The organism is Finegoldia sp. P1-F-LS (assembly GCF_052932205.1).
Genome location: NZ_JBRFJH010000011.1, coordinates 24,891 through 49,022 on the forward strand (window position 1 = coordinate 24,891; position 24,132 = coordinate 49,022).

At 37.7% G+C, this 24,132-nt stretch carries 23 protein-coding genes and 1 pseudogene; 4 read left to right on the top strand and 20 right to left on the bottom strand.

Features of this window, described 5'->3' with window-relative positions; all coding sequences use genetic code 11:
• Positions 1–55: 55 nt before the first annotated feature.
• The 10 genes from ACU68Y_RS07995 to ACU68Y_RS08040 all read right to left on the bottom strand — a co-directional run bounded on the left by ACU68Y_RS07995 (position 56) and on the right by ACU68Y_RS08040 (position 10,445).
• Positions 56–628: a nitroreductase family protein gene (locus ACU68Y_RS07995; RefSeq protein WP_446755763.1), complete on the bottom strand. Its 573-nt coding sequence runs from the start codon at positions 626–628 to the stop codon at positions 56–58.
• 13 nt (positions 629–641) lie between these two features.
• On the bottom strand, positions 642–1,487 hold the full coding sequence (locus tag ACU68Y_RS08000) for a pirin family protein (RefSeq protein WP_446755764.1): 846 nt from the start codon (positions 1,485–1,487) through the stop codon (positions 642–644).
• Positions 1,465–1,905 carry a MarR family winged helix-turn-helix transcriptional regulator gene (locus tag ACU68Y_RS08005; RefSeq protein WP_446755765.1) on the bottom strand — a complete coding sequence of 147 codons (441 nt, stop codon included), beginning with the start codon at positions 1,903–1,905 and terminating at the stop codon, positions 1,465–1,467. Before ACU68Y_RS08005 ends, ACU68Y_RS08000 begins: the two co-directional genes overlap by 23 nt.
• A gap of 672 nt (positions 1,906–2,577) precedes the next feature.
• On the bottom strand, positions 2,578–3,216 hold the full coding sequence (gene thiE / locus ACU68Y_RS08010) for a thiamine phosphate synthase (protein WP_002837471.1): 639 nt from the start codon (positions 3,214–3,216) through the stop codon (positions 2,578–2,580).
• Positions 3,209–4,012 (bottom strand): bifunctional hydroxymethylpyrimidine kinase/phosphomethylpyrimidine kinase, encoded by an 804-nt coding sequence (gene thiD, locus ACU68Y_RS08015; RefSeq protein WP_446755766.1) that lies wholly within the window; start codon positions 4,010–4,012, stop codon positions 3,209–3,211. Before thiD ends, thiE begins: the two co-directional genes overlap by 8 nt.
• Positions 4,013–4,071: 59 nt before the next feature.
• Positions 4,072–5,586 (bottom strand): 4-alpha-glucanotransferase, encoded by a 1,515-nt coding sequence (gene malQ, locus ACU68Y_RS08020; RefSeq protein ID WP_446755767.1) that lies wholly within the window; start codon positions 5,584–5,586, stop codon positions 4,072–4,074.
• On the bottom strand, positions 5,537–7,273 hold the full coding sequence (locus ACU68Y_RS08025) for an ABC transporter ATP-binding protein (RefSeq protein ID WP_446755768.1): 1,737 nt from the start codon (positions 7,271–7,273) through the stop codon (positions 5,537–5,539). Before ACU68Y_RS08025 ends, malQ begins: the two co-directional genes overlap by 50 nt.
• Positions 7,251–8,999 carry an ABC transporter ATP-binding protein gene (locus tag ACU68Y_RS08030; RefSeq protein ID WP_446755769.1) on the bottom strand — a complete coding sequence of 583 codons (1,749 nt, stop codon included), beginning with the start codon at positions 8,997–8,999 and terminating at the stop codon, positions 7,251–7,253. Before ACU68Y_RS08030 ends, ACU68Y_RS08025 begins: the two co-directional genes overlap by 23 nt.
• Before the next feature lie 59 nt (positions 9,000–9,058).
• Positions 9,059–9,553 (bottom strand): TDE2712 family protein, encoded by a 495-nt coding sequence (locus ACU68Y_RS08035; RefSeq protein WP_002837489.1) that lies wholly within the window; start codon positions 9,551–9,553, stop codon positions 9,059–9,061.
• 106 nt (positions 9,554–9,659) lie between these two features.
• The gene (locus ACU68Y_RS08040) at positions 9,660–10,445 is read right to left on the bottom strand and encodes a patatin-like phospholipase family protein (RefSeq protein WP_446755770.1); all 786 of its coding nucleotides are present in this window, start codon (positions 10,443–10,445) and stop codon (positions 9,660–9,662) included.
• A gap of 76 nt (positions 10,446–10,521) precedes the next feature.
• Here ACU68Y_RS08040 and ACU68Y_RS08045 point away from each other — a divergent pair, with 76 nt between their 5' ends.
• The 3 genes from ACU68Y_RS08045 to ACU68Y_RS08055 all read left to right on the top strand — a co-directional run bounded on the left by ACU68Y_RS08045 (position 10,522) and on the right by ACU68Y_RS08055 (position 12,514).
• Positions 10,522–11,448, top strand: coding sequence for a YdcF family protein (locus ACU68Y_RS08045; protein WP_446755771.1), 927 nt, complete (start codon positions 10,522–10,524; stop codon positions 11,446–11,448).
• 82 nt (positions 11,449–11,530) lie between these two features.
• Entirely contained in the window at positions 11,531–12,109 is a 579-nt protein-coding gene (locus ACU68Y_RS08050) for a hypothetical protein (protein ID WP_002840350.1), read from the top strand.
• Positions 12,110–12,271: 162 nt separating this feature from the next.
• Positions 12,272–12,514, top strand: coding sequence for a type II toxin-antitoxin system Phd/YefM family antitoxin (locus ACU68Y_RS08055; RefSeq protein ID WP_446755772.1), 243 nt, complete (start codon positions 12,272–12,274; stop codon positions 12,512–12,514).
• Positions 12,515–13,373: 859 nt separating this feature from the next.
• On the opposite strand, the gene fic (ACU68Y_RS08060) is transcribed toward ACU68Y_RS08055, so the two are convergent.
• From fic (ACU68Y_RS08060) to ACU68Y_RS08075, 4 genes are all read right to left on the bottom strand, one after another.
• The gene (fic, locus tag ACU68Y_RS08060; protein ID WP_446755773.1) at positions 13,374–13,949 is read right to left on the bottom strand and encodes a protein adenylyltransferase Fic; all 576 of its coding nucleotides are present in this window, start codon (positions 13,947–13,949) and stop codon (positions 13,374–13,376) included.
• Positions 13,950–14,318: 369 nt separating this feature from the next.
• Positions 14,319–14,894, bottom strand: a complete 576-nt coding sequence (fic, locus tag ACU68Y_RS08065; protein WP_446755774.1) for a protein adenylyltransferase Fic — start codon at positions 14,892–14,894, stop codon at positions 14,319–14,321.
• 968 nt (positions 14,895–15,862) lie between these two features.
• On the bottom strand, positions 15,863–16,597 hold the full coding sequence (locus tag ACU68Y_RS08070) for a carbon-nitrogen hydrolase family protein (protein WP_446755775.1): 735 nt from the start codon (positions 16,595–16,597) through the stop codon (positions 15,863–15,865).
• A complete protein-coding gene (locus ACU68Y_RS08075; protein ID WP_446755776.1) occupies positions 16,597–17,100 on the bottom strand; it encodes a GNAT family N-acetyltransferase in 504 nt (167 codons plus the stop codon). Before ACU68Y_RS08075 ends, ACU68Y_RS08070 begins: the two co-directional genes overlap by 1 nt.
• A gap of 153 nt (positions 17,101–17,253) precedes the next feature.
• On the opposite strand from ACU68Y_RS08075, the gene trhA reads away from it, so the two are divergent.
• Positions 17,254–17,895 (top strand): PAQR family membrane homeostasis protein TrhA, encoded by a 642-nt coding sequence (trhA, locus tag ACU68Y_RS08080; RefSeq protein WP_035111183.1) that lies wholly within the window; start codon positions 17,254–17,256, stop codon positions 17,893–17,895.
• A gap of 60 nt (positions 17,896–17,955) precedes the next feature.
• Here the strand turns inward: trhA and ACU68Y_RS08085 are convergent, their stop codons facing one another.
• The 6 genes and pseudogenes from ACU68Y_RS08085 to ACU68Y_RS08110 form a co-directional block, all read right to left on the bottom strand.
• The gene (locus tag ACU68Y_RS08085; protein WP_446755777.1) at positions 17,956–18,807 is read right to left on the bottom strand and encodes a class C sortase; all 852 of its coding nucleotides are present in this window, start codon (positions 18,805–18,807) and stop codon (positions 17,956–17,958) included.
• Complete coding sequence (locus ACU68Y_RS08090; RefSeq protein ID WP_094225372.1) at positions 18,794–19,633, bottom strand: class C sortase; 840 nt, start codon at positions 19,631–19,633, stop codon at positions 18,794–18,796. Before ACU68Y_RS08090 ends, ACU68Y_RS08085 begins: the two co-directional genes overlap by 14 nt.
• Positions 19,620–20,486: a class C sortase gene (locus ACU68Y_RS08095; RefSeq protein WP_446755779.1), complete on the bottom strand. Its 867-nt coding sequence runs from the start codon at positions 20,484–20,486 to the stop codon at positions 19,620–19,622. The genes ACU68Y_RS08090 and ACU68Y_RS08095 overlap by 14 nt, the downstream gene beginning before the upstream one ends.
• Positions 20,487–20,660: 174 nt before the next feature.
• Positions 20,661–22,016 carry an MSCRAMM family protein gene (locus ACU68Y_RS08100; RefSeq protein ID WP_446755780.1) on the bottom strand — a complete coding sequence of 452 codons (1,356 nt, stop codon included), beginning with the start codon at positions 22,014–22,016 and terminating at the stop codon, positions 20,661–20,663.
• 123 nt (positions 22,017–22,139) lie between these two features.
• Positions 22,140–23,642 carry an isopeptide-forming domain-containing fimbrial protein gene (locus tag ACU68Y_RS08105; RefSeq protein ID WP_446765333.1) on the bottom strand — a complete coding sequence of 501 codons (1,503 nt, stop codon included), beginning with the start codon at positions 23,640–23,642 and terminating at the stop codon, positions 22,140–22,142.
• A pseudogene (locus tag ACU68Y_RS08110) lies at positions 23,628–24,002 on the bottom strand (pilin N-terminal domain-containing protein); the annotation flags it as partial. The gene ACU68Y_RS08105 and the pseudogene ACU68Y_RS08110, both read right to left, overlap by 15 nt.
• Between the last annotated feature and the right edge of the window lie 130 nt (positions 24,003–24,132).

The following is a 24,132-nucleotide window of genomic DNA, read 5'->3' on the forward strand; positions in this document are numbered from 1 at the left end:
TTCGCAATTTCACCGCATCAAAAAAGAGGTGAATCATCACCCCTTTATATCCAAATTATTTTATAATAACTCTTTTGTTGATGTCTTCCTTTTCCTTTGGATCTGGGTCGGCAGTTTTGTTACCGAATACCATTTGTGCGTCAAGTTTCCAAGATTTTGGAATATCGAACATTTCCTTAACCGCATCATCGATAACTGGATTGTAGTGTTGGATATTCGCACCCAATCCCAATTCTTCAAGCGCAGTCCAAATGTTTAGCTCCAACATACCGATAGATTGTGCTGACCAATGCTCAAACTTTTCAATATCAGCGCCTGTGTCTTCTGAAGCCTTCTTCAAAGTTTCTTCGTCAGAAAAATACAACACAGTTCCGTAGCCACTCTTGAACATGTTTATCTTTTCCTCGGCAACTTTTCCGTTGAAAACCTCTCCAATCTTGTCCCATAACTTATCGTGGCCATCCTTGAAAACAACCACAACTCTTTGACTTCTGATACCGTAAGCATCAGGTGTCAACTCAGTAATATTCTTGATAGTTTTTGTGATTTCCTCTTCGTTTGATTTTATATTCTTGTCCAAACTGTAAATAGTTCTTCTATTTTGTAGTGATTTTTCAATATTTGTCATAATTCTCTCCTTTTTATTGATCCTCTTCAGGTTTTTCCTTGATAAAAGTTCCGTTTCTCAAATCCAAGCTCGCTTGTCTCAAATCCTCGTTAGTGTTCATAACAATTGGACCTGCCCAAGCAATCGGCTCATTCGTAGGAATAGATTGTAAAAATAGAACAATTACATCCTCATCCTTCGCTTTAATTGTCAATTTGTCGCCATCAGTAGTCGTCACAGCTGTTTTTTCAGAAACAACATCACCCTCTACCTCGATATCGCCAATCAACGTAAACAAAATAACTTGCTGATCATCTTTCGTGTCAATCGTAAATTCCTCGTTCTTCTTAATCTCGATCTCGTAAAAATCTAGAGGCAAATATTTCGGCGCATATCCTTTTGTACCCTTATATTCTCCAGAAATAACCTTAATCTTTGCGCAATCTTCCTCAACAATTTTCAAATCATCTCCACGAAGCGATTGATAATGAGGCCTAACCATCTTGTCCTTTGAAAGTAAATTCAACCACAATTGAACACCGAGCATCCTCTTTGATGGTTTCGGCATCTCCTCGTGCATAATACCACTTCCAGCAGTCATCCATTGCACCTCGTTGTCAGTAATCGTGTCCTCATTTCCCATCGAATCCTTGTGAGTCATCGTACCCTCGCGCAAATAAGTTATCGTCTCAATCCCACGATGTGGATGCATCGGAAATCCCTTAATATAATCATCAGGATCAACGCTGTCAAAAGAATCCAACATCAAAATCGGATCGTATTCCTTCGTAGTATTGCGACTCAAAACCCTCACAAGACTAACACCAGCGCCATCCTTCGTCCTAAAACCCTGCGTCCTATTCAAAATTTTCCTCTTCATATTTCCTCCTGAATTTATTCATCAATATTATCAATTCTTTCTTGTCCTCATCATCCCACAGAGAAATCAATTCATCCATGAATTTCAAATTCTCAGGAACAATCTCATCCATCAAATCTTTTCCCTTATCAGTCAAATCAAGAATAAATCTTCTCTTGTCAGCCTCATCCTGCTTTCTCGTAATAAAACCATCCTTCTCCAAGTTCTTCACGATAACAGGAATATTTCCACTCGTAGACAAAATCTTCTCCATAACCTCTCCAGTTGAAAGCCTTCCCTTAGAATATAAAGCCTCCATAACTGCAAACTGTCCCAAAGTAAGACCGTGTTTCAAAATTAATTTGTTGTTCTCGCGGCGAAGAGTATTAATAACCCTACTCATAGAAATATACACCGCCATTGATTTTTTAGTATTCATATTATCCCTCTGATCTAATATTATCACTAATTAGAGATAATTACAACCCACCTCTCCCTTTTCCGTTTAAAAAAGATGCGATGATATTTTGCTCTTCTTGTTCCCCCCTATAGAAAAAACGGAGATGTCCAGCAGCAATGTATTTCTGTGAAACAAAAGCAATTGCCAAATTTTACCAAGTATGCATTGAAATAAACAAAAAAGATCGTAGCTGAATGAGTCATCTGGAAAAAATTGTGCAAAATTCAATCGAAAAAATCCGTCCAAAATTTGACCGCGTAAGCGAAGCGTGCTTCAAATTTTAGGATTTTGAGATTAGAATTTTTCAATTTTTGTAAGCTAGACGAATGTGCTACGACTTTTTTGTTCCTTCTTCCCTCTAAAACGTAGATGTCCAGCGAATTATTAAGTGTGCATTGAAACAAAAGTAGATTACCAGTTTTGCTAAGAATATCATACGAAGAAAATAAGAATAAATTCAAGCGAAGTGAATCGTTAAGAAATCGCACTGTTTGAGGGTAAGCGAGTTTGCGATTTTAGATTCACAAGCTTAGAATTTATTTATTTTCGTAGTCTAGATATTCGTGCAAACTGGTTTTCTACTTTTTTCTTGCTCTGAACCTACCTTAGCAATTTCACCGCATCAAAAAAGAGGTGCCCTCGCACCTCTCATTATTTTTTCAAAATCATATCGAATTTTTGTTTCAACTCCTGTGTTGATGCTGCGACATCTCCAGTTGAAAAAACCGCTGATGTCAACGACACCGAATCCACATTACTGTCGAAAATCATCCTAATATTGTTCTTGTTAATACCTCCAATCGCAGTGATTGGAACGTGAATCTTCTCGGAAATCTCCTTTAACGTGTCGATTGTAACCCTCACGAAATCATCTCCCGTGAACGTCGGAAAAATCGCCCCCACACCAATGTAATCAGCACCAGCCTCTTGTGCCTCTAACGCTTGTTCCAAAGTGTGACAACTAATCCCAATAATCTTGTCGTCGCCAAGCATCTCCCTCGCGTATTTTATCGGCATATCCTTTTGTCCCAAATGCACCCCGTCGACATCGCACGCCTTCGCAATATCAACCCTGTCATTCACAATCAAAAGCTTGCCCATGCGTTGAGTAATCTCCTTTATCTTGAAAGCCTCTTGCATAATGCTTCTAGTGTCCATGTTTTTTTCTCTAAGTCTCACAGAATCCGCGCCATTTTTCAGTGCAATCTCAATAGTCTCCGTCAAATCCCTTCCCTTGAGAGTTTGTTTGTTCGTGACCAAGTTCAACCCTAAGTTAAATTGTTTATTCATTTTTCAACTCTCCTTCAAAAAATTTGTAGAAATGATTTGTCGGCCCATTTCCCTTGCCAATATGCAAATCATGCTTGATAGCATTAGTAATGTATTCCTTGCTGAGTTTTACAGCGTCATATATCGATTTTCCAAGCGCCAAATTACTAGCAATCGCACTTGAAAGCGTACAACCAGTCCCATGAGTGTTCTTCGTGTCAATCTTCTCATTCACAAATTCGTGGAAATTCTCGCCATCATACAAAATATCAATAGCATCTCCCACATGATGACCGCCCTTCACAAGAACGTATTTCGCTCCCATGTTACGAATAATCACCGCTGCCTTTTTCATATCATCTACACCGTTGATTTTCATTCCACTAATTCTCTCTGCCTCTGGAATATTCGGAGTTATACAAGTGCATAAGCCAATTAAATCCTCAATCAACAAATCAATCGCATCTTCTTGCATCAAACAAGCACCGTGCTTAGCGTACATCACAGGATCCAACACCACATTTTCTGGTTTGTACTCCAATAATTTATCCCTAACACAACTCATAATTCTCTTGTTCGATAACATTCCAATCTTCACACCGTCAGTGCCCATATCATTATAAATACAATCAATCTGATCCTTTATAATCGCATCGGGCAAATCCTCAATCGACACCACCTCAAAAGTATTCTCAGCAACCACCGAAACAATAACGCTCATCGCATACACCCCGTGTGCCGACATAGTCTTGATATCCGCTTGAATTCCCGCGCCGCCCGAACAATCAGAACCTGCAATCGTAAGAACTTTCTTCATAACTCCTCCAAATAATTTGCTGTAAATTAAATTATATACCTATAATCATTTTACTTCAACTAATCCCTGTTGTAGAGCTTCGTAATCTCAGATATTTTTTCTGCAAGCTCATCTGTAAGCCAATCTTTTTTCATTCTCCACGTCCAATTACCCAAAGTATTCGGAGTATTCGTCCTGTAATCATCATCAAGTCCCAAGAAATCCTGCATCTGACACATACACAAACAAGAATTCGTCATGTACGCAGCTTTTATCATCGATAATTCCACATTCGTAGCGTTCACATAATCTTTAATGTATTCAAGCTCATCAGAACTTCTGCTATTAACAAATCCTCTAAGCGTTTGATTGTCGTGAGTTCCAGTGTAGTAAACACAATTTTTTCCCACATTGTGCGGCAAATAATCCGATTCCTCATTCAAATCAAACGCAAACTGCATCACCTTCATGCCCTTGAAACCAAATCTGTCACGAAGATTGATAACATCATCAGTAATCAAGCCCAAATCCTCGGCGACAATCCTGTCAATCAAGTTATCCTTCTTCAAAATCTCGAAAAACTCATCGCCTTTTGCCTTAATCCAGTGGCCATTTTCAGCAGTGCTTTCCGATGCGACAATTGCCCAAAAAGCTTCAAATCCTCTAAAATGATCCAGACGAATCACATCGTACATTTTCAAATTATGCTTCAACCTTTTCAACCACCAATCAAATCCAGTTTTCTCACAATAATCCCAATCGTACACAGGATTTCCCCAATACTGCCCAGTTTCAGAAAATCTGTCCGGAGGAACTCCTGCGACAAGTTTCGGCGACAAATCCTCGTTCACCACAAACATATCTGGATTTTGCCACATATCGCTGCTTTCCTTCGATACATAAATCGGCAAATCGCCAAATATTTTTATCCCCAAATCATTCGCGTAATTTTTCAATTCGAAATACTGCTTGTAAAACAAACATTGTACGAACACATTGTATTCAATCTCATCTTTTAACAAATTTTCGTAATAATCGACGCTTTTCTCCTTGCGGTATTTTATACCATACGGAAAATCCAACCAAGATTTGCCATTAAAATGCTTTTTCAAAGATTGAAACAAGCAAAATCCACGAACAAGTTCACGCTCACTAAAATTTTCCGTGTCGATTATCTTCAAATCCTTGTTACGTTCAAACGCCTTGCGTAAAATCTCTTCCTTTGTTTTTGCCACATAATCGTAATCTACAAAATCGTCTTCGAATTTGTAGCCACGAACATCGCTCTCACACAACAAACCATCGTCAATCAACTTGTCGATGTCGATGTACATGTAGTTTCCAGCAAAAGTTGACGGCGACAAATACGGGCTGTTGCCATCAGAACTAATCGGAACAAGAGGCAATATCTGCCAGTAAGTTTGGTTGGATTTCTTCAAAAATCTCACAAACTCATACGCACTCTCTCCGAAACTTCCTATTCCATATTTAGAACTCAAACTAAACACAGGACACAAAATCCCTGCTTTTCTATTGTCACTCATATTAGCCCTTCTTGTTTTGTTCACGATACATTCTCGTGTAAATCTTGCCATTTGCCAATAATTGCTCGTGCGTTCCTTTTTCCACGACAACGCCCTTGTCCAACACGTAAATGCAATCCACATTTTTAATCGTAGACAATCTATGCGCGATTATAAAAGTAGTCCTGTTTTGTTTCAATTTGTCGATCGCATACTGAATCACAGCTTCCGTTTGCGTGTCGATGTTTGCCGTCGCCTCGTCCAAAATTAAAATCTTCGGATTGGTGATGTAACTTCTCGCAAATGCAATAAGCTGCTTTTCACCAGCAGAGAAACTTGCGCCATTGTCCTTGACTTCTTCATCAAGTCCATTTCTAAAATCTATCAACCTATCAGCGCCGATATCCCTCAACGCCTTCTCGACTTCTTCATCTGTAAAGTCCTTGTCGAGCCTGATGTTACTTTTCACATCTCCCATGAAAAGCACCGGATCTTGTGGCACCAAGGAAATATTCTCTCTTATAGAATCCACGCTGTAGTCGTTGAAGTTCTTGCCGTCAATTGTGATCGTACCTTTTTGTGGCTTGTAAAATCCTAAAAGCAAATTAATTATCGTAGTCTTTCCACTTCCAGTAAACCCTACGAATGCAATACTTTCTCCGCTTTTTATATCAAGCGACAAATCTTTTAGCACAGGTTCGTTTTCAATATACGAAAAATCCACATTTTCAAACTTAACATCGCCCTTGATATCGCCAATTTCTCGTTCTGGAAATTCCTCGACCTCAGTGTCCAGCAATTCAAACACATGCTCTGCTGCACTGAATGATTGCTCCAACGAGCCCATTCTTTGTACGCAGTTGCTGATGTACGAGAAAGTCCTAGTCGTGTATTCCATCGTCAAATACATGCTCCCCAACTTTACATCAGTATTTCCAGTCAAAACATTGTACGCGTAAAGTCCAAGTATCGTAATGTTGGCAAAGTTTCGAAGAAGTTCCGACACATTATAGCTCATCGTACCGTAAGCCTTCGTCACCATGTAGCCGTAATCGTACACGTTTTTCGCAGAAGTTTCATAATCCTTGCTGAAATCATCTTCCAAATTAAACGCCTTGATTATCTCAATATTATTGATAGTCTCGTTGATTTTCGCATTCTCTTCGCTGATGTATTTTCTCATATTTGTAAATGCAAAACGTGATTTTTGCAAAAATTTCTTAAAAATATAGAACATAATCGGGAAAAACAAGCACACAATAATCCCGATTTTCGTGTCAGTTATCAGCACCATCGCAATCATGAATATACTCACGATAATACTTACCATAAGTTGTGCCAACACCATTTGGTAGAAACTCTTCACAGTTTTCGTGTCGTTTGTAATTCTGCTGACAACTTTTCCAGCCGGCAAATTATCGTAAAAAGATATCGGCATTTTTTGAATGTGATCGTACACATCCATTTGCATCCTGCGTGCTATTTTGTTCGCAGTTTTCTCCAAATACACCGTAGAATTGTACTTCCACAACGAATCCACGAAGAAAACTACAGCATACAAGCACAACACAAGCGCTAATTTTCTGATATTATAAACAAGTTTTTCTCCTGTAAGTAAATTGTTGATGATATACGCCAGTATTATCGGCCCGACAATCTCGAATATCGTCATCAACACCGTAAACACCATCCCTGTCGCCAAGTTTTTCTTCTCGTTTAGGGAGTATTTTATTATTCTATTCGTCACACTCTTTCTCATATGCACTCTCCACTGTCTGTCTCAAATATTGCTCCTTGTACCAACCATCTTGTTTCATCAAAGAGTCGTGATTACCTCTTTCAACTATTTTGCCGTTTTCAAGAACGATAATCTCATCTGCATCCTTCACTTGACTAATCCTGTGAGTTGCGATGATATTCGTCTTACCAGATCGAATCTTTCTGAAATTATCCAGGATATTTTTCTCCGTCGTTCCATCCACAGCACTCATACAATCGTCCATAATCAAAATATCTGGATTCTTTATCAACGCCCTCGACAACGCAATCCTTTGTTTCTGACCGCCCGACAAACTAATTCCCTTTTCTCCACACAACGTGTCCGCTCCATTCACAAGCTTATCCAAATCCTTCTCAAAATCGCTCATTCGTATAGCTTCCATCAATTCTTCATCCGTTGCATCCTTGTTAGTAAGCTTGATATTTTCGCCAATAGTCTTCGAGAAAATCATGTGGTTTTGTGGAACATATCCCATTCTTTCTCTGACTGATTCGACAGTATAATCGGTCAAGTTTTTGTCATTCAGAAGTATCTCGCCATCTTCCACATCGTAAAATCTAAGAAACTGCTTCAACAAAGTAGTCTTTCCACATCCAGTTTTCCCCAAAACACCCAACGTCTTGCCAGGCTCAATTGTAAAACTAATTTTCTCCAACACATTTTCCTTCGAAGTTGGATATTTGAACGACAAATTCCTAAACTCAATCGTAGGATTTTCCTTCAAATCAACAGCATCAGGTTTGTTCACAATGTCTTCCTTGTAATCCCACACCTCTTGAATTCTATCCATACTCGCATCGGCTTGCTTCTTCACGCTGATGAAATCGCCCATGCCAATCATCGGCCAAATCAACAAATTCAAATAAAACATAAAACTCATCAATCTTCCCACAGTAATGCTTCCTGTTCGTATCAAATAAGTTCCATAAGAAATCGCCAACACATACGTCATAACCTCAATCGGCTTTTGGATTGGACCATACCATGCAATTAGTTTTGCAGTCGCCATGTTCTTTTCGTACAAATCATCCGCTCTGTCTTGGAACTTCTTCCTTTGAAAATCCTTCAAATTATTTGCACGAACCACGCGCACACCACTTACAGTCTCCAAAGTCTGATCGTTCATCTTGTCGAACGATTTTTGCGACTCTTCAAAAGTCGTATTCAATTTGTTGCCGATTTTATTACTCACAACAACCAGTATTGGAAGTGGAAGCACACTCAACAAAGTCAACCTAAAATCTGTCGTTACAATCATAACAATTACAATTAAAATAGGATAAAAAGTCGAATCGAACAAACTCATCAGACCATATCCCGCAAAATCTCCCAATGCGTACGGATCATTTGTAGCCTTCCCCATCAAAGACCCCGTGGAATTCTTCTCGAAAAACTCCGGCGATTGCTTCAAATATTTGTCGTACAGCTTTGTCGTCACCAAATACCTAATCGTATCATCGCCCCTAAACACATTCAAATTCCACACAACGCTAACCACATAACACAACACACTTGCAACCAGACAAATCCCCAAATTAATCTTCAAGTTCTCCGCAGTCACATTCTTGTTGAAAATATTGTCCGCCACATTACCAATCATGTACGGCAAAATCAACTTAAAAGCATAATCAAAAATAAGTGCGATAATTGCTATTATGTAACTTTTCTTGTAGTAATCAATAAACCACTTATACCTTTTTAACATATTTACTCCTTTACTTTTGCAATAAAAAATAGGGCTCATAAAGAGCCCATTAGCAAATTCTATTTTTGCAATAATTTAATGATGTGTTCTCTGAAATCTTCTCCATCCATAGTAACAGCACCTGTGCCACCAAAAATATCCACAGATACCTTGAAGAAGTTCACAACTAATTTGTCTCCCAAATCATAATATTCATCAACATGACCTGGAACGAAAATCAATTCCTTCTTGTCTGTTTCAACATCATCAAGGTTTAGATGTTTGATAGGTTGTACCATTTGATCAACCACACCCATATCTTCCATCATCCACATGTTGTTGTTCCAGAATCTTTTTTCTTCAGGACTTCCACCATTCAAAAGCTCTTTGTTTGTAATAGATGACAAAACTCTTCTTACAGCTTCCTCATCAAATTTGTCATTGTATATTAATTTCATTTCATCTCTATTAGCTACATCAATGATAAAAGATTCAGCAACCTTTTGACCTTCTGACGCTGATTGCCAGAAATATAGCATCATTTCAACTACTTCATTATTAATTTTAATGCTCATTATTCAGACCTCCTTCTTTCAAAAATTCTCTATATTAAACATTATACAACTAACTAAAATTTTTTCCAACAAAATTTTCAAAATTTTAAAACATTTTCCAATAATTCTACAAATTTTCTTTTTTCAAATCCGCATACACCTTCAACGTATCCTCGTATCCAAGCTTCAAACCGTATCGCATCTTTTCCTTCTCAAACTCCAAAATTTTCGGAAAACCCCTGTCCCACGTTTTAATAATGGTGTATTTTGGATTTTTCTTCAATTTATTCGTCAACATATAAGGCTTCAACGATACAATCACAATCTCATCGCAGATATCATCAATCATCTTGTACGGATTATTCTCCAAATATCCACCGTCTATCAGCTTCTTCCCGTCGAGTTTTTCTTGCTTAAAAACAAGCAAATTGGAACTTGCACGCAAATAATCACACAAATGACCTTGTGGAATATCCTCAATAAACAAATTCAAAACCTTCCTGTTTTCCACATCAACAGTATTAAGCCCGAACTTCATCTTAGATTCACGAACTCTTTTCTCATCAATATATTCGCTCAACAAATCGTTCAACGGATCCACACCGAAACCCTTGTTATCGATAAAATCCTTAGCCAAACTTATCTTGTCTTTCGCATTTTCCAACGTCAAGCTCTCTTCAAAAATAGAATTGATATCATTGTCCTTTAGGCTAATCACATCTTCATAAGAAATATTCTCCCACAATTTGTATGCAATCTCCCAATCGCCCTGACAAATCATAGCCGCATTGATAGCGCCAATCGAAGTTCCCACAACATAATCAAACGTAATGCCCATTTCCACCAACGCCTTGTACGCTCCGATTTGGTAACAACCCTTAGCGCCTCCGCCTTCCAACACTAAACCTCTCATAAAATCTCCCTCCTTTAACTAAATTATATCATCAAAAATTTAATATGTGATATAATTTTTTGTGAAAGGACACGAAATGTACACACTTTTACTCATATCTGCGATACTTCTAATAATCGCAGCAACAGACAACTTCATAAGCATGTTCACAGCAACAAGCATCATCTTGTTCGTAGTCAGTGCCATTAGCCTGATATTTGTACCACATTCAAATGTAATCTTGAACATAATAGTTACAATCAACGTAATCACAGATATATTTGTCCTTGCGATAATATCCTACAGACTCTACCAAAAAGCAAAAGTCAAAGCCAACATCGCACTTCACTTATCGGCGAGTTTACTCTACATCGCAATGATAATAGTCAACCTGTTCAAAATATTTGACCTATACAAATACATAATAGGAATGAATTTGTATCTTAGCTTGATTGTACTGTCGCATTTACTTGGAAACCTCATAATCAAATACCAAAAAAACGGCAAAGATTTTGACTATATCGTAGTCCTCGGTGGATCCATGAAAGGAATCGAACTGTCTGAACTCATCAAACAAAGAATGCTCACATCATTTGCATATTACACAACCAATAAAAGCATTATGATATTTTCCGGCGGCAAATCCAACGGAGACATCGAAGAATCAGTCGCCATGAAAAACTTCGCAATAGAAAACCACATCCAAGACACAGACATCTTATTGGAAAAACTCGCCATGAACACCATGCAAAACATCCAATACGTAAAAAAACTGATCCAACAACAAGATACAGATTTTGAGGATAAAAAAATTTGCGTCATCACCAACAACTTTCATGCATTCAGAACCAAACTCATCTGCAACAAAATGAAAGTCAACTGGATAGTAATACCAACACAATCTAATTTCAACTCCAAAATCTCAACATACCTCATAGAATTATTAGCCGCAATCTATCTCGACATCTACCTACACATAATAATGCTTATCCTCATCACAATAATAATAGGATTAGTCGTATAATTGTAGCTATATTGTAGACATTGTCCTGATTGGAAAATAGAAATAGTGGTATAATATATATAAGAAATCGGAGGAGGATATTATGAAAAACATTAAAAAATTCGCATTATTACTTGCACTAATAGCTTCAGTATCATTATCAAGCTGCAGCAGCGAACAATCATTAAATAAACCTGATACAACAACATCAACAGCTGAAGAAAACAAAAAAGATAAGGCTGCTGAAACACAAGAAAAAGAAAACACAGACAAAAAAGAAGATAAAAAAGATGACGCCGACAAAAAAGATGACAAAAAAGACGACCAAGAACTTACAGACGACGAAAAAGCAACACTTGACGAATTCGTAGAAAGATTAGAAAAATACGAAAACGGAACAGCAGGCGCATCACTTAAAATGGATAGACTATTCACAGAAATGGTCAACAGATGTACATCACTTGAAACAAAACCAGAAAAATCTCAAGAATACCTAATGAAAAAAGTAGCCGAAGTAAAAGACAAAGAAAACTTCAAACAGTCAGTAAAAGGATTAAAAGACACAATCGACTACTACAAATCCAACAAACAACAATACATCCAAGAACTAAAAGATAGTGGCGCAACATGGGACCCACAAATCAAACTAGAATCATTGGAAAATGTATTAAATAAATTTTAATAAAAATGATCAAAGAAGCTGAAAACAGCTTCTTTTTTTGTGAGAATAAAAACCTCTTCAAAATATGCAAAGCAGAAAACCACAATTGCCCGAATATCTAGCTTGCGAAAATAGGTTTAATTTATCCTAAATAGTGGTATAATTTTATTAGGAGGGATAATCATGAAAATTAATACAAAAAATCTTGTATCAATCACAGAAGCAAACCAAAACTTCTCCAAAGTCGCTCGACTAGTGGATGAACAAGGATCTGCTGTGATATTAAAAAACAACAAACCAAAATATGTACTCATTGAATATTCCGCATTTGAATCAGAACAAAATTCTGATGATGAAACCATCACAGAAATCTCAAAAAGAATCTTAAAACAAAATAAAAAAGCTTACAAGGAACTCTCAAAATAAAATATTGCCAACATATCATAAATTCGTACAAAGCAGAAAACTACAATTGCCCGAATATCTAGCTTACGAAAATAAATAAATCCTAAGCTCATAAACCTAAAATCTCAAGTGCGAGCTTCGCTCTGGCACCAGTGAGATTTCTTAACGGTTCATTTCGCTTGGATTTATACTTATTTTCTCCAGATGATATTCTACAGCAATTGTAGTAATCTGCTTTTTTTCTCGTTAAAAGATATGTAAATCATTATTAAAATTTCAAATTCGTATCCACGATTTTCACAACATGTACCGTAAAAACCCTTAAGTTTATAAGTAAATTCCTTTAGAATAAAAGGCTTTAACTAAGCGAGTCATCTGGAAAAAAATTGTGAAAACTCAATCGCAGAAATCCGGCTAAAATTTGACCGCTTGAGTGCGAAGCACGAGCTTCAAATTTTAGGATTTCGAGATTAGATGTTTTCCAATTTTTGGAAGCCAGACGATGCGTGTTAAACCTTTTATTCTGGTTTGAAACAACGTAATTCTTGAAACCAAAACCCTGTCCCTGTCTACCTCAACACGAATACTTTGCACCCCATCCAGCAGATTCATCATTTTATTCGTAAGTTCCTTTAGAATAAAAGGCTTTAACTAAGCGAGTCATCTGGAAAAAATTGTGAAAACTCAATCGAAGAAATCCGGCCAAAATTTGACCGCTTGAGTGCGAAGCACGAGCTTCAAATTTTAGGATTTCGAGATTTGTTGTTTTCCAATTTTTGAAAGCTAGACGAAGCGTGTTAAACCTTTTATTCTGGTATGAAACAAAGTAATTCTAGCAATAAAAACTCGTCCCTGTCTACCTACACACGAATTCTCTCCCTTACTCCTCTATATCCTCAATATCATACCTATCCAAATTCTCATACACATACGACTGTTGAATACCACGCAAATAAACACTCCTGTCATCAACCTTGTCCGTCAAAGCATTCTTCAACAAGTGTTTAATCTCCAAAGAATTCACCGGCGACCTCTCCATAGCACTCAAATAATCAGCCCTGTCCACCATCGCCCAGTCAACGCATGCATTCAAATTCTTCTTCAACATCAAATCCAGCCAAATCCTAGTCGCACGACCATTCCCTTCCCTGAAAGGATGCGCCACATTCATCTCCACATACTTCTCAATAATCTCATCAAAAGACCCCTCAGGCATCCTCTCAATAATCGCCAAATTGCTTTCTAAATACAACAAATTTGCAAACCTGAAATTTCCCTTTGACAAATTCACATCACGAGTCTTCCCAGCAAAATCAAAAATATCCTGAAACAAAAATGCGTGAATCTCCTGCAAACCCTTGTAAGTACCAACCTCAAAATTATTAATCAAACCCTTGTCCCAAAGCTCAATAGCCCTTCTTTTAGACAAAAGCTCCTCATCAATCAACCTGCCCATCAAACACCATCCATTCGTATCATTATTTTATGTATAAACCCAAATTAAAATTTTATCTTACTCTAGAACTGCTGTGCCTTATAAATTATCTGTATGAATCCCTAAAATTTCCCAATTAGACCCCTTTAGAATAAAAGGCTTTAACTAAGCGAGTCATCTGGAAAAAATTGTGAAAACTCAATCGAAGAAATCCGGCCAAAATTTGACCGCTTGAGTGCGGAGCACGAGCTTCAAATTTTAGGATTTCGAGATTTGTTGTTTTCCAATTTTTGGAAGCCAGACGAGTGAAGTTAAACCTTTTATTCTGGTTTGAAACAACGTAATTCCAGCAACAAAAACTCGTCCCTGTCTATCTACATACGAATTCTTTTACTCCTCTATATCCTCAATATCATATCTATCCAAATCCTCATACACATACGACTGTTGAATACCACGCAAATAAACACCCCTGTCATCAACCTTGTCCGTCAAAGCATTCTTCAACAAGTGTTTAATCTCCAAAGAATTCACCGGCGACCTCTCCATAGCACTCAAATAATCAGCCCTGTCCACCATCGCCCAGTCAACGCACACATTCAAATTCTTCTTCAATATCAAATCCAGCCAAATCCTAGTCGCACGGCCATTCCCTTCCCTGAAAGGATGCGCCACATTCATCTCCACATACTTCTCAATAATCTCATCAAAAGACCCCTCAGGCATCCTCTCAATAATCGCCAAATTGCTTTCTAAATACAACAAATTTGCAAACCTGAAATTTCCCTTTGACAAATTCACATCACGAGTCTTCCCAGCAAAATCAAAAATATCCTGAAACAAAAATGCGTGAATCTCCTGCAAACCCTTGTAAGTACCAACCTCAAAATTATTAATCAAACCCTTGTCCCAAAGCTCAATAGCTCTTCTTTTAGACAAAAGCTCCTCATCAATAAAACGACCCATCAAACACCATCCCTTCTTATCATTATTTTATGTAAATTTCTGCTTAATTTCTAAACGTGTCGAATTTCATACGGTTATAATTTTTATTTTCTTTTATAAAAGCGAAGCGTGCTTCAAATTTTAGGATTTCGAGATTAGATGTTTTCAACTTTAAGAGTTTTTTAGTAGGAAGCGGGTTTTGACGAAGAATATCATTCGGAAGAAATTTTGCTGATTTCAAATCGAAGGGCTCCGGCTAAAATTTGACCGCTTGAGTGCGGAGCACGAGCTTCAAATTTTAGGAGACCAAGATTTAGAAATCACAAATTTCTGTAGACCAGATATTCGAGCAAAACCGCTCCTACGTCCCGTTGACGAGCGAAGTTAAACCTTTTATTCTGGTATGAAACAACGTAAATCCTGCAATCATAACCTGTCCCTGTCTACCTACACACGAATTTTCAACCTAATTCCTGAAACAACTCTCATCCTTACCTACCTATGCACCAGCCCCATACAAACGAAAATTCATTCGAAAAAATCCGTCAAAATCAGGAAACGAAGCGCAAGCAAGCGGACTGATTTAGGATTTTGAGAGTTGAATTATCAACTTTCTCCCCCAAATCTCCCATGAGGTATGATCCTTTAGAATAAAAGGCTTTAACTAAGCGAGTCATCTGGAAAAAATTGAGAAAACTCAATCGAAGAAATCCGGCCAAAATTTGACCGCTTGAGTGCGAAGCACGAGCTTCAAATTTTAGGATTTCGAGATTAGATGTTTTCCAATTTTTGGAAGCTAGACGAGTGAAGTTAAACCTTTTATTCTGGTATGAAATAACGTAAATCTAGCAACAAAAGCCTGTCCCTGTCTATCTACACACGAATTCTCAACCTAATTCCTGCAACAAAAACTCGTCCCTGTCTACCTAATCACGAACACTCTAACTCCATCTCAAAACCTATCTCCACACGAACTCCCTCATACCTCACTACTTCCTATACTCATACCTCAACACGCCCTCTTCCCCTGGCTCCAATTCCTCAACAACCTTACCTTGGTAAAACACATAAGCGCCACCCTTCGCCCTGTCGTCCTCATCCACGAACGAATTCACAAACAACACCGGCATCGGCACAAGCTGCGATTGTTTCTTGTAGTCCTCAAACTCATTCTTATACCAGTCAATTACCGAAAAATCCACAAACACTGGCCACAACAAAATATCCGAGTCAATCATAGAAATATAAGTGTACAAATTCTCATCCCAGAAATCACCGCAAATCAACGTCGAAAAACTCACTCCATCCATCTTGTACAAATACAACTTGCTGCCTTCCCTGTAATCGCTGCAAGCAGAAGGCTCCTTCCAACCAGGACTCATTCTCCTGTAATTGTTAATAATCTCGCCACGTTTCGTCACAGTCATCTGCGAAGAATAAAATGCACCATGATCATTCTCAATATATCCGAACGAAATCGCAACCTCATTCTCCCTCGCAATCCTACGAATCTCCGCAATCTCATTCGAATTTTGCGTCACAGGAACACCAACATCATCCTTGTACACGAAACTCAAACACTCAAATCCTTGCAAGAAACTCTCCCCAAACACACACATGTCAGCGCCGTTTTCAGCTTCCTGTCTCGCATACTTCTCAATCTGTTTCAAATTAAATACCTTATCATTCAATCGTTGCTCCACAGCACACAAACTAATCTTCATTACTCAAAAAACTCCTTTGCATAACTCAACTCACCACGAGTCTTGAAACCCTCTTCGCATCTCGCCATGAAATAATCATCCTCCACATAAAAAGGACACAAAATCCCGTAGTCCCTCGCCCTCGTGAAACCAAACCTCGTGAACACATCAGGCTCTCCCATCACACAGACAAATTTCACACCACGACCCATAACATCATCGACAGCATTTCCCACAAGCAAATCCACATTATCATCACTCAAATGCTCATCGTCAATGTAGAAAATCGACAACAACAACCCATCGAACTTTCTCACACGACATCTCGTGAACATAACAATCCCACAAATCACATCTTCATCTTCCAATACAAACGTACAATCCTCACAGAAACTCTCCGAAGCTACAATATCCGTGAATAATTTCATATCGCTCTTCTCCGAAAAACTGTACTTCATATTAGAATCTCTCAACAAATCACAACATCTGTCGTAATCATCCGCATTATATAATCTATACTTCATAAATCCCTCTTTTTCATCATTCGTTACATCAATTATATCCTAATTCATACACTTTTGCCATTTGTATCAATCGCATCACAAACATTTTCACAAACTCATAAAATAACCACAATTAAAGAATAAAATTTCATTAACATAAAAAAGGAGGAATCAATGCAACAAACTAATAAAAGATACACAATAGGCGAAGAAATCTTCAACTCCGTCACACATGGAGTAGGAGTACTAATAGCAATAGCGTTCATGGTACTATTAATCATAAAATCAAAAGGCAACACCCCACTTATAATCGCAAACATAATTTACGGAGTCAGCCTAATGCTGATGTTCTTGTTCTCCACACTATATCACGCCATCACCAACACCAAAGCCAAACAAGTCCTCAGATATTTCGACCACTCCGCAATATTCATCTGCATAGCAGGAACATTCACGCCAATAATAGTCAGAGTATTACAAGGCGCACAAAGAGTAGGATTTCTTGTAGCCATTTGGCTTATAGCACTAATAGGAATAATCCTCAAAATCACAATATTCAGGAAAAATCTCCAAGAAAAATACAAAAAGCAATCACTTATAATATATGTTGTGATGGGATGGATGTCAGTTCTACTTATGAAAAAAGTCATCCAAATCTCTGGAATGCTTTCATTCATACTCATATTGTCGGGAGGAGTTCTATATTCCATTGGAGTCTACTTCTACGCCAAAAAACGCAAATACTTCCATTCAATATGGCACATATTCATAATACTAGCATCAGTAGCACAGTTTTTCGGAATATATTTCGGATAAAATTTTCATTTCAAACAAAAAGGGTAGCACAATAGAAAATCTATTGCACTACCCTTTATTTTATTTCCTGTCTTTTCTAATATCCAACACAAATTTTCTGATATTCACAATAAGCACAATCCACGCTAATATTGTAAACGCCAACAAAACATAATCAACAGTCTTTGATGACGAATCGCTCTTCGTGTTCAATTGTGCCGCATTCTCATTATTCGTAGCATCAGCCGTAGTTTTCGAAGAATTCTCATCAACCCTCACGCAATTAATCAAAATCCTTCTCGTGAACGGAGGATACATCGGATCGCACGACAATATAGTCAGCATATCCTTGCCCTCAACAGGCTTCAACATATCCCAATCCGACGGACTGATGTACTGTCTTCCGACAACCTTGTACGTCAACGTCTTCCCATGATGATGCACATACACCACATCATTCGAATACAATTGACCCACCTTCAACAACATAATATCGCCGTACCAACCCCTGTGGCCTGCAAGCACACTACGTCTGCCCTTACCACCCACAGGAATCGAAGTACCGTCAAGTTGACCGACACCCTTCGCCAAATGATTGTAGCTCGCTCCCAAATAGATAGGCTTCTTAAAATTAATCTTCGGAATCTCCAAATACCCGAAAATCCCATTCTCATCAATCACCTTACTACTCTCAAGCTCAATATCTTCCGAATTAAAAGGATCCACGAGACCCGTTTCATCCACATTCACATTCGAATTGTATTTTTCGATTCTTTCGGAAAGCTCAGTCGACATCTCACCTTGTGTCCTCAAAAAATCATCCATCTTTTTATCTTGTGAGAAAATCTTATACGACAAATTGCTCAAACAAAAAGTCAATATCCCAATCCCCACAAACAAAATCACATAACCAATCTTCCTACTTGATCTCATTATTCTTCTTCCTTCTTCTTTGTCTAATGTAATACCACAACAAAATCGCGATAATAATCAGTGAAATAATCAAATAAAACTTGTACTTACCAGTCACTTGACTCACCAAATCCTTCTCCACAGCAGCAGGATTGTATTCAGTACGCTCAGCACGCACCAACAACCTGTGCGAATTAATCATATACGGAGTGCAAGTCAACAACGTACAATAATCCTTGCCCTCCACAACCAAAACCTTGTCGAAATCGCTCGGCTCCACAACAAAAATGTCGATAACCTTATACGCCAACACCTCTTTGATATTGTGAATGTAGAACACATCGCCCTTCTTCATCTTATTCAAATCAGTAAACAACTTCGCCGTAGGAAGCCCCCTGTGAGCAGTCAACACAGTGTGTGTACTCTTGCCACCAACAGGAAGAGACGTCCCCTCCAAGTGACCAACACCCTTTTGCAAAACCTCCTCACTCGTACCAGCGTAAATCGGCAAATCCTGATTAATCTTTGGAATCTCAACGTGACCAATCTTCTCTTTCACCTCGAGCATTCTCGCATACTCACTAATCGCATTCTTCTTTTCCTTCTCAGAATAAGGATCCGCAAGCTTACTAGGATCCAAAGTCTTGTTGTAAATCTGAGCGAGCCTAATCCTCCTGTCGATCTCCTTCTTGTCAATCTTCTTGGCAGTAGTATCGAAATCATGCACCTCACTGTTAGCCTCAATCCTGTAGTACAATCTCGAAATCAAAGGATACATCGTAACAGCAAACCCCACCAAGAAAATCAACACATATTTCAAATTTTCCTTTAACTTAGACTTCTTCATGCTTATCCTCTACATCAAGTTCTCTCAATCTCTTCTTCGCCTTACGTTGACGATAAATCAAATACAACAAAATAGCGATAATAACCAATGAAACATAGAACAAATACCTATAAATATAACTTGCCTTATTATCAGCAATCAACGCCTCGTCAACAGCAGGAACGTAAGGAACCCTATGACCTCTAACCAAAAGCCTGTGCGAATTAATCATAATAGGAGTACAAGTAAGTAACGTACAATAATCATGACCCTTCACAATCAACAAATCGTTAAAATTCGAAGGCTCCACAATCTTTATCTGATCTACCTGATAAGCCAACGTCCCGAAAATATTGTGAACGTAAAACTTATCGCCAATCTTCATCATCTTCAAATCCGTAAACAACTTCGCCGTAGGAAGCCCACTATGAGCAGTCAACACCGCATGAGTATTGTTCCCACCAATAGGAAGGGACGTCCCCTCCAAGTGGCCGACCCCAATCTGCAACACATCCTCGCTAGTCCCTGCATATATCGGCAAATCCTGATTAATCTTCGGAATCTCAACGTGACCAATCTTCTCCTTCACCTCAAGCATTCTCGCATAAGCCTTCCTGCCCTCTTCTTGGTTCTTCTTATCATAAGGATCCTTCGTCACCACATTATTCAACGAATCATTGTAGCCCTTCGCAAGCGCCAACCTCTTCGCCAATTCTTCCTTCGACAAACCCTTCACAGCCTTGTCGAACTCCTTTACTTGATTTGCCGAATCCACCCTATAATACAACCTAGAAATCACAGGATACATCATCACGCCAAATCCCAATAAAAATATTAAAATAAACACAAAATTATGCTTAATCTTCTTCCACATTACAATAACCTTTCTCAAACACCGATTTCCAAGTCAATTATACCTCAAAAAATAAAATCGAAAAACATTTGACTCATCAGCATAAACATCGGCCCCCACACCATAACCCAACTCACAACAGTAGATCATTAGCATGAGGGCCCGCTACATTTATACTTCAAATAATTCTTCGATTTACCTAATATTTTTTCCTATTAACTTATCGTCCTTCGCAATTATCCACTTACCAATAAAGAACATAATCAAACCACCAATCATACTCATGAAAAATCTTATATCCCCAGTCTTTGGAATTCTACGACGAGTAATATCTCCACCTGGAGTAGTTCTTCTTCTAGTAATTGTATCACTCTTGTTAGTAATGAAAGCAATGGAAATAGTCTTATCATCGGCTTGTTTTTTGATTTCAAATTCCACAGGCTCACTCAACAAAATGAAACCTTCCGGAGCCTTTATCTCAACCAAGTAATACTTACCATAATCCATGTCCTCAACAGAAAACTTACCATTATCGGCACTTGTTACAATATAATCCTTGCCGTCCTTTTTCACTGGCTCGAACTTTCCGTCCGCATTCTTCGTCATAACCTTGAACATCGCACCACCCAAAGGCTTCTTCGCTTCATCATTCTTCATGAAATCGTGTCTGCCCTTGTCTTTTTCAAAAGTCTTACTGTTCACAACCCTAAGTTCTACCGACTTGTCAGTAATAGTAAACCTAGTGTCAATATTTTTAATCAAATAACCTGCAGGTGCTTCAACCTCTCTGAAAATATAATCTCCTCTTTTAATATCGTTGATTATAATCTCACCAGATTCATTTGAAATATACAAGCCTTCATCACTTGACTTGTCTTCTTTGTTCTTATCATCCTTTTTTTCAGAATTCTTCGAATCATCCGAGAAAATATCTAAGCTTTTATCTTCAGATTGCACCTTGGATCTGTCGTCATCTTTTGGAGATAGTTCAAGCTTGTCATCTTTTTTCATAGTATCCTTGTTTTTTAACTCAACATACTCGCTGCCACGTCTCACAAGAAGCTTGAATTTCGCCCCCTTCAAAGGATTACCGCTCTCGTCAACCTTCACAAGTCTCACATTCGTAGAAGACTCCTTCGCATGAATAGTCACATTCTTGCTGTCATTCTCCACATCATCTGGAAGGTTCACCAAAATTGAAGCAATCTCCTTGTTACGTTTGATGCCCGAAGTGTCACGCACATAATACGCACCCTTATCCAAATTCCTAAACACTGCCTCATTTTTGGAAAACTCCACATCGGACTTGTTCTTGTATGTAGAATTCAGATTTTCTACGGACAACTTATTCAAATCCGCAAGTACAGTAGACTTTTCTGACCCTGGAATTTGTTCATCGGAAACCTTCCACAAGCTCATCTTGCCAGTAACATCTCCGTATTTCTTGTCAACCGTCACAGTTATCGAATAATCTCCCGCAGCAAAGGAACTGCTAGTCGCAACCATCGCCACCATTATCATAACCATTAAAATTTTTCTTAAAATCTTCATAATTTTACCTTCCATTTATGTTTAACATTAATTGCTTACTCTTCTAAAAGTGCAAATACATCACATATTTGCACTTTTAGAAGAAGGAAAATTGCTTTTCCTTCATTCTGGATCTTCTAGTTATTATCTAGCTTCAGTTGCTTGTCTTTTTTTGATAGCGATAACAGCTGATGCCATTATTGCAAGACCAATAGCAGTGAAGATAATAGTACCAATACCACCTGTTTGTGGGATTGTTACTATTCTGTTGTTTACTCTTTGAGCGTCTGCGCCTTGAGCTTTATCAACAACATTTTCTGTTCCTTCGTATACTACTCCGTTTGCATCTGCAGAATAAGTTCCTTTGCCAACTTTGAATTCAAATTCTCCATCTCTTACTGCGTATCCTTTTGGAGCTTTAATTTCTTCCAAGTAATAGGTTCCAGCTTGTAGGTCTTTTATTTCGAATTGACCTTTTTCATTTGAAGTTAATTTTACAATATTTGCTAAATCTTTTGCAGAATTTTTATCTAATTCTTTTTGACCTGCTTCAGCTTCTGCCCATTTGTATTTGTTATTTAATGCTTCTGCAGTTGTTTTAACTTTTTCAAATAAAGCATTTAAGTCATCTTGTGTTTTTTCTGGGTTTTTATATACTGCATCATATGCTGCTATGGCATCGTCGTAATCTTTTTTATCTTTTGCTAATTCTTCATCAGTTTTCTTTACAAGATATTTACCTTTTTCGCCTCTAACTACAAATTCAGCGCCTTGTAGTCTCTTTCCCTCTTTTTCATCAGCTTTTACGAATTTCTTACCATATCTTACAACTTTTGGTTCTTCTGGATTCTTTGGAGTTGGGTTATCATTTTCGTTGTTCTTGATTGTTATTTCACCAGCTTGTCCAAGACCGTAAACTACTTCGTATCCTGTAGAAACTTCGACTACTTTGTATTGGTATTTATTGTCTAGTCCTGTCCATTCTTTTGTCCAGTTAGTTGTAGCTAAATCTACCTCATCGCCAACTTTTGCCCCTGTATTAGCATTGTAAAGTTGTACTAATAGTTTTGATGGTTTCTTATTATTAAGTTTTTCTTCAAATGTTTTTGTAACTTTGATTTTTCCATTATCTGGAGTTTGTGGTTTTGGTGTGTTACCTTCTGATGGGTTGTTACCATAGTGGAAAGTAACATCGTTTGATTCTGGAATATCAACTTTAGATTGTTCGTTTAATTTAGCTGAGTATTCAAGTCTAACTGTTACGTTCTTATCTTTACCATTTACTAAAGTCATGTCATTAAGAACTACTTTATATCCATTGCCGTCTAATTTTTTATCAAATGAAGCTGTTTTGTCTACTCCATTTACGTAAATCTTCATTGCATCAAGATCTGCTTGTTTAAAATCTAAACCTTTTGTCATTTGGTCATTCCAGTAAGCGTGTTCAAAGTTTGTACCTGGTTTAAATACTGTTTCTACAGTATATGGTACTGGTTGACCTACACCACTTACTCTGTAGTTTTTTTCATCTTTTTTTGCGTCTTGTGCGTTTGTATCATTTGCATTTGTAATTTTTATTTTATCAGCAAAGTCTTTTTCTGTATCTGGAGAATCTACAGTTGTGTTCTTTGGATATAAGTGTAAAATACCAGTTTTATTTTCATCTGGTAGAATAAATGGAAGTGTTATTCTAACTGGAATTGCCTTACCTTGTTTAGATACTGTTTGTCCTGTAGTTGGGTCTTGGTAAGTTGTTCTGTTAGCATTTTCCACTATTACGTATGATCCGTCAGCAAGTGTTAATTCATCAGTACCTTTAGAATAATCTTTTCCAGTTTGATCTTTAGTAATTAGAGTTTGATTTACAATTGAGTAATACTTGTCAGTTTTAAACTCATTAGTATTAAACTTAGTGTTTAACTCTGGACCATTTGCTGCTTTTTCTTGAGTTGCATCTTCTTCTTTGTAGATATCATATGCTACTCCAGTTATTTCTTCTGCTTTTTTACCAGACGAATTGTCAAATCAAATGCAACACTTATGGTAAGAAACCAAAAAGTTCTTCTTTAGGTGTTTTATATTGTATACATTTTCTAGGTCTATTATTCATTAAACTTAAGTTATCATTTAAATCATT

Excerpts from the sequence above, each read along its gene's own strand:
- ACU68Y_RS07995 (WP_446755763.1), bottom strand. The coding sequence starts at position 628 with ATGACAAATATTGAAAAATCACTACAAAATAGAAGAACTATTTACAGT.
- ACU68Y_RS08000 (WP_446755764.1), bottom strand. The coding sequence starts at position 1,487 with ATGAAGAGGAAAATTTTGAATAGGACGCAGGGTTTTAGGACGAAGGAT.
- ACU68Y_RS08005 (WP_446755765.1), bottom strand. The coding sequence starts at position 1,905 with ATGAATACTAAAAAATCAATGGCGGTGTATATTTCTATGAGTAGGGTT.
- thiE (WP_002837471.1), bottom strand. The coding sequence starts at position 3,216 with ATGAATAAACAATTTAACTTAGGGTTGAACTTGGTCACGAACAAACAA.
- thiD (WP_446755766.1), bottom strand. The coding sequence starts at position 4,012 with ATGAAGAAAGTTCTTACGATTGCAGGTTCTGATTGTTCGGGCGGCGCG.
- malQ (WP_446755767.1), bottom strand. The coding sequence starts at position 5,586 with ATGGCAAGATTTACACGAGAATGTATCGTGAACAAAACAAGAAGGGCT.
- ACU68Y_RS08025 (WP_446755768.1), bottom strand. The coding sequence starts at position 7,273 with ATGAGAAAGAGTGTGACGAATAGAATAATAAAATACTCCCTAAACGAG.
- ACU68Y_RS08030 (WP_446755769.1), bottom strand. The coding sequence starts at position 8,999 with ATGTTAAAAAGGTATAAGTGGTTTATTGATTACTACAAGAAAAGTTAC.
- ACU68Y_RS08035 (WP_002837489.1), bottom strand. The coding sequence starts at position 9,553 with ATGAGCATTAAAATTAATAATGAAGTAGTTGAAATGATGCTATATTTC.
- ACU68Y_RS08040 (WP_446755770.1), bottom strand. The coding sequence starts at position 10,445 with ATGAGAGGTTTAGTGTTGGAAGGCGGAGGCGCTAAGGGTTGTTACCAA.
- ACU68Y_RS08045 (WP_446755771.1), top strand. The coding sequence starts at position 10,522 with ATGTACACACTTTTACTCATATCTGCGATACTTCTAATAATCGCAGCA.
- ACU68Y_RS08050 (WP_002840350.1), top strand. The coding sequence starts at position 11,531 with ATGAAAAACATTAAAAAATTCGCATTATTACTTGCACTAATAGCTTCA.
- ACU68Y_RS08055 (WP_446755772.1), top strand. The coding sequence starts at position 12,272 with ATGAAAATTAATACAAAAAATCTTGTATCAATCACAGAAGCAAACCAA.
- fic (WP_446755773.1), bottom strand. The coding sequence starts at position 13,949 with ATGGGCAGGTTGATTGATGAGGAGCTTTTGTCTAAAAGAAGGGCTATT.
- fic (WP_446755774.1), bottom strand. The coding sequence starts at position 14,894 with ATGGGTCGTTTTATTGATGAGGAGCTTTTGTCTAAAAGAAGAGCTATT.
- ACU68Y_RS08070 (WP_446755775.1), bottom strand. The coding sequence starts at position 16,597 with ATGAAGATTAGTTTGTGTGCTGTGGAGCAACGATTGAATGATAAGGTA.
- ACU68Y_RS08075 (WP_446755776.1), bottom strand. The coding sequence starts at position 17,100 with ATGAAGTATAGATTATATAATGCGGATGATTACGACAGATGTTGTGAT.
- trhA (WP_035111183.1), top strand. The coding sequence starts at position 17,254 with ATGCAACAAACTAATAAAAGATACACAATAGGCGAAGAAATCTTCAAC.
- ACU68Y_RS08085 (WP_446755777.1), bottom strand. The coding sequence starts at position 18,807 with ATGAGATCAAGTAGGAAGATTGGTTATGTGATTTTGTTTGTGGGGATT.
- ACU68Y_RS08090 (WP_094225372.1), bottom strand. The coding sequence starts at position 19,633 with ATGAAGAAGTCTAAGTTAAAGGAAAATTTGAAATATGTGTTGATTTTC.
- ACU68Y_RS08095 (WP_446755779.1), bottom strand. The coding sequence starts at position 20,486 with ATGTGGAAGAAGATTAAGCATAATTTTGTGTTTATTTTAATATTTTTA.
- ACU68Y_RS08100 (WP_446755780.1), bottom strand. The coding sequence starts at position 22,016 with ATGAAGATTTTAAGAAAAATTTTAATGGTTATGATAATGGTGGCGATG.